Annotated in this window: 11 protein-coding genes; 4 read left to right on the top strand and 7 right to left on the bottom strand. The window is 61.0% G+C overall.

Annotated features, from left to right (window positions below; all coding sequences use genetic code 11):
- Positions 1-3145 precede the first annotated feature (3145 nt).
- The 3 genes from IPP90_15390 to IPP90_15400 all read right to left on the bottom strand — a co-directional run bounded on the left by IPP90_15390 (position 3146) and on the right by IPP90_15400 (position 6544).
- On the bottom strand, positions 3146-3886 hold the full coding sequence (locus IPP90_15390; protein ID MBL0172075.1) for a hypothetical protein: 741 nt from the start codon (positions 3884-3886) through the stop codon (positions 3146-3148).
- Positions 3887-4439: 553 nt separating this feature from the next.
- Entirely contained in the window at positions 4440-5267 is an 828-nt protein-coding gene (locus IPP90_15395) for a hypothetical protein (GenBank protein MBL0172076.1), read from the bottom strand.
- The gene (locus IPP90_15400) at positions 5264-6544 is read right to left on the bottom strand and encodes a hypothetical protein (protein ID MBL0172077.1); all 1281 of its coding nucleotides are present in this window, start codon (positions 6542-6544) and stop codon (positions 5264-5266) included. Before IPP90_15400 ends, IPP90_15395 begins: the two co-directional genes overlap by 4 nt.
- Before the next feature lie 514 nt (positions 6545-7058).
- On the opposite strand from IPP90_15400, the gene IPP90_15405 reads away from it, so the two are divergent.
- Both IPP90_15405 and IPP90_15410 read left to right on the top strand, forming a co-directional pair.
- On the top strand, positions 7059-7271 hold the full coding sequence (locus IPP90_15405) for a VCBS repeat-containing protein (protein ID MBL0172078.1): 213 nt from the start codon (positions 7059-7061) through the stop codon (positions 7269-7271).
- A 123-nt stretch (positions 7272-7394) separates the two neighbouring features.
- Entirely contained in the window at positions 7395-7862 is a 468-nt protein-coding gene (locus IPP90_15410; protein ID MBL0172079.1) for a hypothetical protein, read from the top strand.
- A gap of 30 nt (positions 7863-7892) precedes the next feature.
- Here the strand turns inward: IPP90_15410 and IPP90_15415 are convergent, their stop codons facing one another.
- On the bottom strand, positions 7893-9665 hold the full coding sequence (locus IPP90_15415) for a glycoside hydrolase family 9 protein (protein MBL0172080.1): 1773 nt from the start codon (positions 9663-9665) through the stop codon (positions 7893-7895).
- A gap of 397 nt (positions 9666-10062) precedes the next feature.
- Here IPP90_15415 and IPP90_15420 point away from each other — a divergent pair, with 397 nt between their 5' ends.
- Positions 10063-10737 (top strand): hypothetical protein, encoded by a 675-nt coding sequence (locus IPP90_15420; GenBank protein MBL0172081.1) that lies wholly within the window; start codon positions 10063-10065, stop codon positions 10735-10737.
- A gap of 21 nt (positions 10738-10758) precedes the next feature.
- Here the strand turns inward: IPP90_15420 and IPP90_15425 are convergent, their stop codons facing one another.
- Both IPP90_15425 and IPP90_15430 read right to left on the bottom strand, forming a co-directional pair.
- Positions 10759-12807: a CocE/NonD family hydrolase gene (locus tag IPP90_15425; protein ID MBL0172082.1), complete on the bottom strand. Its 2049-nt coding sequence runs from the start codon at positions 12805-12807 to the stop codon at positions 10759-10761.
- A gap of 112 nt (positions 12808-12919) precedes the next feature.
- The gene (locus tag IPP90_15430) at positions 12920-13480 is read right to left on the bottom strand and encodes a hypothetical protein (GenBank protein ID MBL0172083.1); all 561 of its coding nucleotides are present in this window, start codon (positions 13478-13480) and stop codon (positions 12920-12922) included.
- A gap of 80 nt (positions 13481-13560) precedes the next feature.
- Between IPP90_15430 and IPP90_15435 the strand changes: the two genes are divergently transcribed.
- Positions 13561-14085, top strand: a complete 525-nt coding sequence (locus tag IPP90_15435) for a DNA topology modulation protein (protein MBL0172084.1) — start codon at positions 13561-13563, stop codon at positions 14083-14085.
- On the opposite strand, the gene IPP90_15440 is transcribed toward IPP90_15435, so the two are convergent.
- Positions 14048-14563 (bottom strand): hypothetical protein, encoded by a 516-nt coding sequence (locus IPP90_15440; protein MBL0172085.1) that lies wholly within the window; start codon positions 14561-14563, stop codon positions 14048-14050. The genes IPP90_15435 and IPP90_15440 overlap by 38 nt on opposite strands.
- Positions 14564-14565 lie beyond the last annotated feature (2 nt).

The raw sequence follows: 14565 nt of genomic DNA on the forward strand, positions 1-14565 counted from the left end.
CGGGTGCCCCAGCAGGATTTCGACCAGCAGCCGCCATCGGGCACGGTAATCCAGCAGCTCGTGCCTTACCGGACCTCAAGCCAGGCGAACGTGCTCTCGAGGGCTCGAGAAGCACCTCCCAATTCGGTTCTGGATCGGCAACGCCATCGTGCAGGATAGCCATGCGCACAAATCTACGCCGAATTCTGCACGCGGCACCAGCGACCCATTGCTGCCCCCTATTCCGGCTTGCGGCATGGTGAGTCGCGCGACCGATTGCAGCTGGCAGTTCACCCGGAACAGTACATCTGAGAAGTTGGGTTCGTGACGTCAGGCTCCCGGAACAACCCAACCAAACGCTGCGGCGATTTCGAGACTTACTCCTGGTCGAAGAGATCAACAAGCGGCAGACTCATTCGAGATCATGTCCGCTTCCTGCAGAAAGACCAAGTCTTCGGGAAGAACGTCGTCCTTCACGAACTGGCAAAAGTCCGCATCCGTACATGATTGCCTTGACGTAGGCAGGTCGATGTCGCTTGTCCATTTTCGTCGAGAACTTTAGGTACAGTGCTCGGTCATCGTCTTGTTTGCGCCCGATAGGTGACGAAGGGGAAAAGTTCGAAACTTTGTCGCTCAACATTGCAACTTCATCGATCCAGACAAATCGGACATCTGGAGTGGAACGGGAATCATCGCCAACGGAGCGCATCGCTGCCTCTCGGATGACCGCCTCCAGTCCAGCACCCTCGAGGACGAAGCAGAATAGTTCCGGCGAAGGTGGGCTCTCGAGCTGCCGCAGAACGGTGACGTGATCAATAACGGCTGCTTCAATTCGACGCGCCGCCCATAGCGGAACGCGTGGCGCACGCCAAGGTCACACGAGTGAATGGCCTTGCGAGAGGGAACTCGTCGGCCGATGGCGAGAGAAGAGGTGTGAGAACCAAGGTCGTCCACTGCAGCGCGCGGACTCTCTCCGAGTTCACGCAACTCCAAGCGCAAATCACTTATGAGTGTACCACCTATCCTCTCAATCAACGCCTCATTTCCCGTGTCGTACACGGCCTTAACGAGGTCGGTAGCGCGCGCGCTCCCGGTTGAGTTCGCAAAATTGGGAATGCGCCCCGGAAGGGCTCAGATGACGTGGCGCACCAGCGTGCAAAGCGAAGGCGAACTCCTGAAGACCCGCCGGCGTATGCGTTTCGCTGGGGAACGATAAGTGCCGACCAGCTCGATCCATTGGCGAGATCAAGCGTGAAGCCAGGAGAATGGTTAGCATCGCCAACAAGTAGATCATCTCGCGCGCCATCAGTTGAAACTACGCGGCAATCAAGAACCAGTGTCGGCGCATTTAGTCGCAGCCTCTCACTGAGGGTCTGTGAGAGAATGTCGACTGTCCACGACGCGACGTTTTCATGTGTCACGGCCATATAGGCATCTCCTCGTCGTACCAAGTAGGATCAAACATGCGCGAGGGCCACACCAGCACGTCTGCCCAGGCGCAAGCGTCTGGCACCAGGAGACACGGACCCGGCACTTCTGTGAGCGAGAGTACACCGATAGCACCCATGTGCTCGACGCTTCCAAAGGTCGCGTGCGGCCTTCCCAGCTCCGGGCGGAGCCACACCGCATCAATCGAGATGTCGGATTCCGGCGAAGATAGGCGATTGTACGCCAGTCGCGCTCAAGTCGCGCCAACACCAGAAACCAGTATGGGCGGAACGCTTCTCTCAAGCGCAATTTGTGCCAACAAACCCAGTCGACGCGGCAGTGCGGCGATTCCCTGAAAGCCGCACGATTTCGACGATCCTCCACTTATCGAGTGCACTCACCCGCGTCGGCAATAAGCAGGTCTTGCAGAAAGTGAAGGTCGCTGGGTTCGATTTCACGTTTGGGAGCAGGTGCTCGGCAAGCACACGCCACGCGGGGGATTGCTCAAGCCATGAGGCAATTGAGGCACATTGTGGCAAAGTTGTCGCCCGCAGCGGAATCGATTGTCGCCAGGCAGGGTTGTCGGGAAGCGCGTGCCAACCCACCGTGTCCGGCAAGTCTTCTCCGACGTGCTCGGCCAACGCGACTGCCAGTGCATATGGTACGAAGCGCGCCCACTCGGTATCAGTCGCAGTAGGCAGATGCTCTCTGTAGTACCATGGTAAGGGAGTTCCCGACGCGACGCAGTACGCGCGAAGCTCTCCTACCGTGCAGGGTGACTCCGCATGTGAAGAGGTTCGACACGGGCTCTGCACACCCAGCACTGCGTCCGGTTTGGCGTCATTGGCGAGTTCCTCTGGAGTACATCGGGCCCACGGACAAGTACATAGTTCCGAGACGCCACCGAACCCCAAACCGCCTCATCGGACTTCAGCACTTCGGCATTCGTCACCCGAAGAGTCGCTAGTGCGGCATACATACCAGTGAAAGTCATCCGCTCCCACGGCATTTCGGTGGAGAACTTGCGGACGTAAGCATCTGCCCGTGCACATGCGGCACGCGCCGACGGTACATCACCAAGTGTCGTCAACGCGTACGCTGCCAGCCTGTGGTAGCGTTGTCGAAAGTCACAGTCCAGGCTGGACCAGAAGCGCCGCGTTTCCTTCAGGATATCAACGGCCAGCAGCGGTTCCTCATCAGCGATCGAAAAAAGGGCCTCCCAGAACCAACCCTGTTGTGGTCCTATGTTGGGATGCTCGAGGTATTCGCGGGCACGCAGCCAATGCCGTCGTGCTTCCTTCGGTCTGCCTTCAGTTAGAGCGATCAAGGCCTCGTACCTGAGGATATCATAACGAGTCGCACTCGGTGGCATTGACTTCGAAACGCTTCGCAACTCGTCAAGAGCGGTGGAGGCCTCCAGAGAACTGCCTGAGGCGAGCAGCGCTTTCAGGTGCAGGTTGTACGCGGTGTACAGAATATTCTCGGATACGACATCGCCTGTTCCAAGCGCGAGAAGCTGCTCGTAGGCGGAACGAAGGTCCTCGACCCTCCATACATTTCCGCGTGCACTTCGATTCTATTTCGAAGATTATTGAAGCTGCCCGCCAGGATCGTGCCTTCGATATTAGAACCCGCATCGTCGCACGATCTTGCCACGCCCTTAATGCGACAACGCACCACCCGTATGGGGTTACAGACGTGGCTCTGGCGCTCCGTAGTCGTTTCGACGCGACTGATATCACTTCAGCGCACATGAAGGATCCTCGTCGCGCATGCGATGATCGTTGGACCATGCCCACCAAAGGTGGTCGGTGTTACTGCCGATCAGCCGGTCCGCAATCGAAGCTCTCTCAAGTAACAGGCGCCCACGATTTACCGCCGCCATGCTCTCCAATGTGCGGCCACACTCGTATAGCGCCGTGGCATGAAGAATCCACGCGGCACCTGAGTCCTGATCAGAGCCGTATCGCGTCGCCTGATCCACATGCGCCTCCGTGCACGCTACCATGAGCTGGTATCGACCTCGATACTGAAGTGCGCCGGCGACGCCTGCCAGCTCGTCAGCGAGAAGGAGTTTCTTGAAAGGCCAGTCCTTGATTGCAAAGTTCACCGAGTGCTCAATGTTCTTCTCGTCCGCATCTAGGTACGCCCTGTTCGACGTCAGTCGCGTGAGATAGAAGCGGGATTGAGCCAGGACGACACTGAACCTGTCGTCGCTCGACAGTCGCTCGGCGGCGAACTCAGAGACCAACGGGTGAACGCGCATTCGTTGGGTGTCGGTCGCAGGCACAATTTCAACAAGTGAACGCTTCTGGAGCAGCAGTGAGACTTCCGCAAGCCCATCGGACACACCATCGACACTCGCGAAAGTCTTCCACTCTGGAAGGGGCGCATATTCGCGGGGGTTGGACAAATTCAACAACGACTCCTCGCGGGAAGAATGCGGCTCAGCAAGCGCCGGCATCCTGTTTTTTGTCAAGATCATGCTCTCAAGAAGGTCCCTAGTCCCTAAAGCAATGCTTGCGAGCTGGCGTGGACGCCACTCCGCTGAGATTCTTCCCCGCCACTCAGGATCGCTCGGTGACCGCACGACATCCTTGTTAGTGCTCGACACTACTTCGCACGAGGCCTCCACGCGTGGGATTTTGTCCGCCAGTGCCACGCATCGCGATGCCCATAACGATGGCCAAACCAGCCGCAGTCGGAATCGCAGTCGCTCTTCCGTGACTTCAATGGCAGGTACATCGTCCGCCATCACGACCAATGGCAGCCGTTCAGCGAGTTTGTGTTCTAGCTTCTCACATGCGGGAACGCGGAGATTTGCAACATCCACCCGTGACACCACTACAATCAATCCGGAGTCAGTCTGGATTAGGAACTCAGCGCCCGTCGGCCCCACAAACAAATCAGCGATCGGCTCTGTCGCTTGGAATACCGTCAACACGGGTCGCGGCCGCCGTCGATCAGAAAGATCCCACACCAAGACTTGCCCGTCTTCTCCGCCGGTGACGCCAAAGGAGGTACCTGGTACGTCACATGCAACCGTTATCCGCCACTGTGGCCGAGGGGAACGGGAAAATGGTCTCGTGGTTAACGCTGGCGAGATGGGTCAATGAGAAGTCCCTGCCTTCCCACAATCCCATATAGGCGAGTATCCGCCGAGCCCGCTCGTCTAGATCGTTGTTGAAAATGGCAAAGCAGGCCCGCACGTCACGCAGCTTCTCCTCCTTTACGTCGATTCGATCTGCTGTGAGCAGGCCCAGCGGATTGCGGAGACTGCGCCACGCATTGATGTACCGACGAATGGGAAGGTGGCGCTCGCGAATGTGCGCCGCTGCCAATATCAGCGCAATCGGCAGGCAGCTCACCAATCCGCACAGCATCTCGACATCGGAGGCTGTGCCGAGAGGCGCCAATGACGCTGATTCTCCGTTCATGCCGAGCAGGTCGCAAACAAGTGCGATGGCGTCCTCGGGCTTCAGGTCACCGAGCGGCACACGAGATGAACCAGGCAGGTCGAATTCGCGTCGGCTGGTGATGAGCACGGGGATGCCCGCAAACAGGCTAAAGATCGGGCGCATCACATCCGAATCGTAGTCGGCGTTGTCCAGCACGATTAAGAGGTCCAACTTGCGCAGGTGATGCTGGAACTCCGCGATCCGCGAGTCCAGGTCGACTATGGCGTTGATGCTTGGATCAATGTCAAGGTCGATGGTACAGCGTCTTATCACCTCGGCGACGCCCTCTTGTCGCACGCGGTACCAAAGAATTCCGTCGGCGAACACGTCGAGAGCGATCAGCCGATGGCACAGTTCCACGGCTAGCGAGGTCTTGCCGACGCCGCCCATTCCATAGATCAAGCTGCGAATCTGGAGCGACTTCTTCTCCTTGAGCCCCGCACCAGCTGCTCAAGTTCTATCTCACGTCCCTTGAAGAACGGATCGCGCGCATGCCCGAGGCGTCGAGCGAAATTCTCACGCTGCTTGGTCGCCAGAGCCTCTGGCTCCGAGTCGCGTCGTGCGACCTCCGCTTTGAGTGCGTCTGCGATGTCACCTGCCAGGCTTTCCTCAACTTGCGCCTGCGCTGAACGCTTTACGCTAGGCCTCCGCTTCCGATCGAGGATGTTCACCAGCGCACGAACCAGAGCGAGAAGCTCCGGGTTGACGTCATCGGCCTTTTGCGTAGCCCCAAGTGAGCTCCCCGAGCCGGACAGGTTTGCCAGTTCGAATACGACGCGTGGCGGTGAACTTGACACGAAGCGTTCGAAGAGGCGCGCTTGAAGAGCGCCACCAAACGACTCTGCTCTCGGCGTTATCGTGAGGAACGGGTGCATCGACCAAGCAGCGTCGATACGTTGACGATCGGCAAGCCACGAGGCAAGCACCTCTCGGTCGTACGGGACACGGTCATGATCAAGCGATGAAAATACGAACTTCTCGCGAGGAACCGCCGAAGCTTCAAGTGGTTGCAACTGACCACCGATCGACAACTCTTCGAACGTATCTTCACTTGCGTCGTACATCACAAGCGAGTAGGAACGGAGCGGCTCGAGATCAAGCAAGAACCAAATCAGCGCACGCTCGCATAGCGCTGCGTCTGCAATCTCAAAACCGGGGAAGTTGCCGTCCCGAGCGCCATGATCAATCCGATTTCTAAAGTGAACAAACGCGTCGTTGAGGCGCCGGAGTCGGTCGAGTTTGCTTCTGTTCCCCGTGTAGCTCTTGAGGAACAGTGGCAGTTCGCCGAGTGCCTTGGGATGTTCGACCACCCGCGAGAGACAATCGAACGCGAAGTCGCGCCACCCGCCGAGTGACACGCCTCTATCTGCGCCCATACCCAAAATGGAATCGAAAAACGCCCAGAGCGACTGATCAATCGACACGTTTCGGATATATGGGCGCAACACGAGTGCCAATAGAAATCGATACGTGGCTTCGAAGAACCAGTTTACGTTTCGGATAAAGGTCCCGGGTCCTTCCCGAGTCCTGTACAGGCCCAGAACGAGGTGACAGAGCGGGAACGGAAGCGGGCTCGGGTTCGCATAGGCACGCCGATAGATGGCTGGCCATTCAGATTCGGCAGGTACCTCAAGCGACTTCAGAATCGCAACCACATCCTGTTCGGGATCAAACCGCATGGTCAATGAACCCCCATCCTTCTTCGTGAGTCGGAGCCCGGATTGTTTCGGAGACTAGTAGTCGATAAACACAGAGTGCGGTCAGCGACCGAACACAGTGCAACATAGCGATCCCTCTGAAACTTGGCACGAACCAACGAGTTCTCGTGTCGTGCCAGTGCCTCTAGCTTTTCGTAGGCCCTCTCATGTTGATCCCCCCGGCGACACCCCAGCGGGGAAGGACGGCGGTCTGGCCATTTGATCGACAGACGTTTGGTCGCGAGGCGGGCCTGCGAGCGGCGCCGGCGGCCCGTCTCCTCGCCCCAGCAAAGGCATCGGGTTCGCGTTTGCGGACTTCTTCCAGGAAGGCCAGTACTCCCTGTTAGTGAGCCTTGCCCAAGACCCTGCGGGAGAAGGCAAGCCGACGGCACCGGCCATAACCTACTTTCTGCGGAAGAATGCGGCCGGCCAATGGGTTGACGCGACGTCCACCATACTGAGCAATCGAACGGGCTGCCAAACTCCACGAAAGGCATTGGTCGCCGATTTCAATGGCGACGGCAAGCCAGATGTTTTCTTCGCCTGCACCGGCCACGACGTCAGCCCACCGCCAGGTGAGAACCCGCGCATTCTGCTCAGCCAACCCGACGGCACCTATAGCAACACGGAGATTCCGAATTTGGTGGGATTTCACCACGGCGGATCCGCGGCCGACCTCAACGGGGATGGAAAGCCCGACGTGATCTGACGTGGTTCAGCCTCACACCGGGTGAGATGCCCTTCGTGCTCATCAACAAGGGCGATGGACGTTTACCAAAGACATCACTCGCTTGCCTGCGTCACTCCAAGGGAGTCCATCTACCATGCGGAATTGATCGACACCGATGGCAATGGACGGTACAACCTGCTGCTCAGTGGTCACCCGCCAGACGCGACAGGGTTTCCATTCCCCGGCATCGCGTTCGCCCCCGGACTGCTCAAGAATGATGGCACCGGGCACTTTCTCTCGATCCCGTACATCCCGTTTCCCAACCCTCCGTCTGGCAGCACAGGAACACGCAGCGGTGCGGCACACGACTTCATCTTTCTCAACGGGCTTGTCTACCTCTTGCAGTTGGACTACGGGGGAGCAGGGGGTATGGCGATTAACCGAGTACGACTATCCGATCTCTCGGTCACCACGCTGTGGGAGCATCGCGGTGCGTGGCCCGGTAGTACGTCGCCCTGCGTGTGGCCGTGGATTGATCCAACGGCGAACGGCCAAATCGTGGGGCTGAGCAATTTAGCCGAAAAGCCATTCGATCCGCTGCGCTGCATGGCCGTGTCCATATCGCAGTAGCACGCCATCGTCGCGCGCGACGCACGTGATTCAGCGCGCACGACGACTCAATTGCGACAACAAGTACACCATGCTGGCCGTACCGTCCATGATCGGTTCGTTCGTGGAGTAGTCGCCAAGGTCATCGTGGTACACGATGGATCCCGTGTTGAAGCGGGTATTCTCGTCGGCGTTGCGCAGCGCAATGCCGCGCAGATTCGCATAGATCGATCGATACACCGGCCCATCCAGCAGGCCGCCCAGCAACACCTGCACGCCCAGCCGGTCGGCATGCGCCGAATGCGGATCGCGCGCCGACACGCCACCATTGGGATATCCGATCATCATAGAGGTGCCCCAGGGGTTCGCACCGAACAGCCAATCGATGGCGGCCTGCTCATACTCGCGAAATCGCGCATCGCCGGTCATGCGGCGATACAGCAGGGCCTGCGTGGCGAACGAGGCCATGAGATCGTTCGAACACCAGATGAACGGGATGCCCACGCGGAATCCATTCGTGGCGCGCGCAGTGACCCGTTGCAGCCCATCGCGATACGAGGTCACCGCCGTAGCACGCGCCGTGGTCGAACCGTTGCGCCACAGTTCGTAGTGCCCGTTGTTGTGCCACGGGTACCATTGGTAGTGTCGCGCCGTGTCCGCCCCCATCCAGGGCGTCACGGGCTCCTGCCGCGCGAAATCGGCCGCGTCGCGGAGATACTTCCCGTCGCGCGTGACGGCGAACAGCTGGGCCGCCGCCAGTTCCATGTCGTCCACCCAGTTGTCTTCCTCGTAGAAGTAGGGCGCGGTGCCTGGCGCCGTTTGACAGACGCCTGGATGCAGAAGCCCGAGTTCGTACGCGGCCACGGCGCGTTCCCGCAGCAGACGCCCCCGGCTGGTGTCGCGTTGCGCGATCGTCACCGCCGCGATCGCGAACGTCGACGCAAACTTTCCCGCTGTCGACGCAAAGCCGCTGGCACGATTCGTGTACTTGAGCAGTCCCTGTGGCCGGCCGGTGCACGGATACACCGGTCGCTCGCGTCCCTTGCCCCACCCGTAGTCCGATGAGTCGTTGATGATGAGGTCGAAGTACGCATGATCGCGATCGTCGCCCAGCTGGTTGTACATCTCCGTGCCACCGGGATACATGCGCAACAACCAGTCCAGTCCGTGGTTGGCTTCATCCACGACATCCGCAATGCCGTTCGCACCGGGAAGCCCGCGCGCGTCGAATGCGTCGGCAAAGGCGTGCGGATTGTCGCGATAGGCCGCCAGCATCATGTACGTTGCCGTCGCCGACGTCGTGGCATACTGCAGGAAATCCGACGCATCCGCCCATCCGCCGCTGACCGCGACGTGCTTTACCACGCGCCCGCTGTCATCGATGACGTTGCCGTCGTAGCGGTGCACCGAGTCGCGAAACAGCGGGTTCCAGCCAGATCGTTGCTGCCGCATGTAGTACAGTGCCGTGTCTGCACCGCCATCGTAGACGTCTGGTGCAATGCGCACAGTGACCGGCGCCGCCGTGCCCGCTTCGATGGTGTAGCGACCGCTGCGGCGGAGTGACGTGAAGTCGAGTCGTTGCGTGACACGGCACGGACCCAACGAACCGTCGGGGATCGCCCGCTGCGGTCCCAGCACCACTCGACCGCGCGCGTCCTTCACGCGAAACGATGGCACCGGCGTGGCATCGAGGGTGCACACCACCGCCACCTTGATCGCGTCGGGTAGATAGCCGAGCTGGTTGACGCGAATGAAACTGGTGGAATCGGTGTGCGCCGCAGAGGTGGTCAGTAGCAGCGTCGCGGCAGTCTTCCAGTTGGGCATTGAGGATCTCTCGGCGTGCGGTCGGTGCGGCAGCGGTGTCAGGTTTTGTCTGATAGCGCGCGTACCGGGATCTCGTAATAATACAGGCGCAGAGTGAGGGCGATGCCTCCACGATGCCTCAAGCGGATCGGGCTGCGATCCCGGTTCCTCCAGCAATAGCGGAGGCGAAGCGCGAGGGTGTCGCGTGCGTGGACCCGCTGCTCCATCCCACCTCAGAGTGGGACGCGCCGTCGGCGTGGTTTGACATCCTGCCGATCGGGTGCCGACGTGGAATCAGAGGGCGAGTCGCTCTCGCGGCCTTTACGCCGTAACGAACCTCCGCGGACGGTACAGAGAAGCGCCGAGTCAATGCTCGGCGCTTCTCGCACGCGTTGAGGGTACTGCGAGGAAGCCTGTCATGTGTGCGAAACAATGGCCGACCGGGACGCGCGGCGCGAGCGTGATCGCCGCCCTGGTACTCGGCGTGTACGCGTTGGACGGCTGCACGACGTATCGCGTCAAGGCGCCAGCAACGTCTTCCACGGCGGATTTGGTCGGACGTTCCGTGCAGTTTGCGTTCGGGGCCGACTCGCTGACGCTCAACGTGACGCGCATCGAGAACACGTGGGTCTTTGGCCGAGTAGCTGAGGGGTCCGGCCCGGCGGCCATTCTGCTTGGCGATGTACGCGCCGCGCGCACCGAAGAGTTGAGCGCGGACGGACATGCACAGGAACTGCACATGGCGAAGGTGCGACGCGATCCCACTGTCCTCGAAGGGGCCAATGTCTGGTTCGAGACTAAACACGGCAACGTGGTGCTGCGAGGGATTCGTGTGCTCCCTGATGGTTGGATCGATGGACACGTGGTGTCGAACGACCCAACCGGGACATCGATTGCCAGCAGTACGCGCGTCAAGGTGCGCAGCAACGCCTTGGTGCGCCTGGACCTTGGGAGAACGCAGGGCTACGCCATCCGTACCGTTGACACCGGCAAGACCGTTGTGGATACGGCGGCCCGGACCCTCCTGATCCTGTTCGGATTTCTGGTAGTGGTCGCTCTGATAGTCGGCACGGACCTCGAAATGACGCGGTGACGTCGCCGTGCGGCCGGCCGCCTACCGCGGAATCACCGGCAGCACGATATGCGACGGATGCGTCTGATCATGCAGCACCCGTTGATGCGCCACGACAAACCGATTGTCCGTTTCGTTGTTGCCACCGGTATTCAAGTTCCGATCGTACTTGGGGAACAGCGCCGATGACACGCTCACGCGCAGCTTGTGTCCCGGAGGGAACACGCGCGACGTGAACCACACATCAATGTCGTAGCGCTCGACCTTGCCCGGCGTGAGCAACACGGCCTTGTCGAATCCCCCACGAAATCGCGCCCGCGCCACGCCGTCCTGCACCCGCTCGGCGTGCCCATCGGGAAACACATCCAGCAGCATCACGTTCCAGTCGGTATCGCGCGCGTCAGTCGCAGCCCACAGTGTGGCCGACATTTGTCCGGTCACTTCCACGGGCTTCGTCAGCGCCTTGGAGGTAAACACCAGCGCGTCCTTGCGTGAGGCATTGAGCGCCGAGAAGTCTTCGTTGAGCGACGTTTCGAGTTCGCGCGAGTCGATGAGATAGGGCGTCGGATCGGCGGGATCGTACGTGAACGTGTCGGCGGGCGCGCCGGTGGGCGGCAAAGTATCCAGCCCGCCGTCCCCTGCACTGGTATTGGCCGAGCCGCCGGACGCAAGGTACCACTTGGTGCCGACCGCGCGCGCCAGCGGCCAGGCGGCTTCCTTGCGCCACGTATTGTCGCCAAATACGAAGATGTCCACCGGTGCGCCGCGGTCTACGCCGTTGTCCTTGCCCAAGAGATAGTGATCGAACCACTGCAACTGCAGTCGCCGCGTGTCCACGCGCGACTGTGGCCCGAATTCACCGGCCACGTAGTCCACGCCCTTGTGCGCACCGGGGCCCATGACCAGGCGAATGAACGGATGCCCTGGTACGGCGTTGAGCGCATTCGTGTAGTCGATGGGTCCGCGCGAATCGTCGTACCATCCGGAGATCTGCAGTACCGGTGCGCGCACCTTGGCGATGTTCGTCGTGACCGCATGGGCACGCCAATAGGCGTCGAGCGTGGGATGCGCGATCCATCGATCCCACAGCTTCACCTGGCCGCAGCCCAACTGTTGGGGCAGGTCGCGCAGCGGCAGGTGCGTGATCGCGGCGCCGATATCCAGCTCGGCGATATCCTGTAGCGTGCGTTCGCGCATGAGGCACGCCCACGCGACATTGATGGGCGAGAACACCATGTCCTCGTACGGCACGATGCGCCACGGATCGGCCGTCGCGGCCGACGGAGCAATCGCCGCCAGATGCGGCGGCGCGCTCACGGCCGCATACCAAGCGAGACGCCCTTCGTCGGAATGCCCGATGAGCCCCACTTTGCCATTGGCGCCTGGCAGCGTGGCCGCCCACTCCACCGCGTCGTAGCCATCACGCACGTCGGTGTCGTAGTTCCCAAAATCACTGCCGTCGGAGATGTCGCGACCGCGCACATGTTGCGCCACGAAGATATAGCCGCGCGCCGCCCAGTACCGGCCGGCCGGATGCAGAATGCGCGTGTACGGCGTGCGCTGCAGGACGACACCAAACGGACCGACGCCAACCGGACGCGCGATGTAGCTCACCAGCTTCGCGCCATCGCGGGTGGTCATGAACACCGCCGTGTCTTCCGTGACGGCATACTGCGAATCGGACACGGCACCGGGCCACAGGTCGTACGACGTCTCCGCCACGAAGGGCGTCGTTCGACGCATCAGGCGCAGGCGTGGCCCGGAGGGTTTGTCGGTGGTGCGCATGACGCCACTGAGCGTGTCACCCTGCCATCGCGCGTGTACCGACTGATTGCCATCACCAGTGAGGACGATCGAATCGGGCGTGATCGTGACATGCGTGACGGACAGCATGGTTGCACCGGCGCGTCGGCGAATGATACCGACATACTGCGAATCGGCGCCGGCGAAGTGCGCGAACCCCATGCGTCGCCAGCCTTCAAAGCCACCTCGCGCCGTGGAGCCTAACGCCACATAGACATCCCAGTCTCCGGCAATCGTAGGACCCGACAGCGGCTTGGGTGTGCAGCCCATCGCGACACCGAACGCCATGACCGTCATCCAGAGGACGGCATGGCGAAGGCGAGTGGGCGCGATGGCAGGCGATGGCCGGTTCATTCAAGGTGGGGGCAGAACGTGAGGAAGGCGACGCGGCGGATAGGTGCTATGCGCCCAGGTACGATGTGAACTTCGCAAACAGCAGTTGCTCGAGGACGCCGGTGGTTCCGCACGACATCCGGTCGTTGCTCGCGCCGCCCACGACATCGCGGGCGGTGGACTCGAACAATACGCCCACGATAGAGCCGCCTTGACCGTCGGCTTCGATCGAGGTGAGGAGTTTCATGTAGATGCGAAACGAACTCGCATTCGGTCCGGTCATCGACGAGCCGCAGGACACCAGTTCGGTCATCGCCTTGCCGGCAAAGTTGCGCGAACGATAGAAGTCGGCGTTACCGATTCGTTTGCCACCGGGCTCGTCCACTGTAACCGGCACGCCGATGTTGGCGTAGGCCAGCCTCACGGCCGCCGCCATCAACGCTGGGGACTTCTTGAACCTCATCGTCGACGCAACGGCCGCGTCCTTATACAACGTCGGGATGTCCGGACTGGTGAAGAGCGGCGTGGGCCTCGGCGCGTCCGAGGGCGCCGTGGGAGGCACGGCTGACGAGGTGGGGACCGCGCGTGCACATCCGGCAAGCCACACCAGCAGCAGGACTCGGCGCATACGGTACTCCGTGAGGGACGGTGCGAAACCGCGAACCCCATATAGTGCCCCCACGCGCCGAAATCAGCCACATTTGCCGCATGCGTCGCGTCCTCATCATTGGCTCCGGCGGTGCCGGCAAGTCCACCGTGGCCACACAACTCGGGACAAAGCTCGGTATCCCGGTCATTCACCTCGATGCGCACTACTGGCACCCTGGCTGGATTGCCACCCCGCCAAGCGAGTGGCGCCTGCGCGTGGCGGAGCTGGTCGCGCGCGATGTGTGGGTGATGGACGGCAACTACGGCGGTACCATGGTACAACGACTGGCGGCGTGCGATACCGTGGTGTTTCTCGACCTGCCACGCGTCGTCTGCCTGTGGCGACTGGTGCGACGCGCGCTTCGTTACGCTGGCCGTTCGCGACCGGACATGACACCGGGATGCCCCGAGCGCCTGTCCTGGGAGTTTGTGTGGTGGGTGTGGACGTACCCTTCACGACGGCGACCGCAGGTGTTGCAGCGATTGGCCGCGTTACCGACGACGACGCAGGTGGTGCTTCTGCGTTCGTCGCGTGAGGTGGACGCGTTCATGTCAGCAGTTCTTCCAGCGCCAATCGCGTCTTGAGCGGCACCTGCGCCGCGTCGAAGTAGGCGGACACAACAGCCAGTGCCTCCGCTGCCGTGGTGATATCGAGATGCCGTAGCAGGTACCGCACATCATCGAGGTCATGAAATTCTTCGCCAAGTCGCATGGCCATACACTTGAGCGCCAGCAAATACCTGGGGTGGGCCACGTACACCTGGAGATGCGAACGCTCAAGGAATCGATCGAAGTCGCCGTGCGGGCTGAGCCATCCTTTTACGGCGTCGTTGAGCCACTGTTCGGGTACGCCGGCCTGCGCCGCAACGCGCGCTGCCGCCTCGCGCACCACGGTCGTTGGCTTGAACCACGCGTCTACATCACGCGTCGCGTCGCGGGCGCCAAGCACCAGACACATCACCGCACCGCCAACCAGATACAGTTCAGCGTGCGCGTCCTGAAGTGTCAGCTCAGCGTTCAGCATCTCGAAGAGGGTCAGGATATCGGCGTTGGTAAGACGCATCG

This window comes from Gemmatimonadaceae bacterium, from assembly GCA_016720905.1.
In the GTDB taxonomy this organism is placed as follows: domain Bacteria; phylum Gemmatimonadota; class Gemmatimonadetes; order Gemmatimonadales; family Gemmatimonadaceae; genus Gemmatimonas.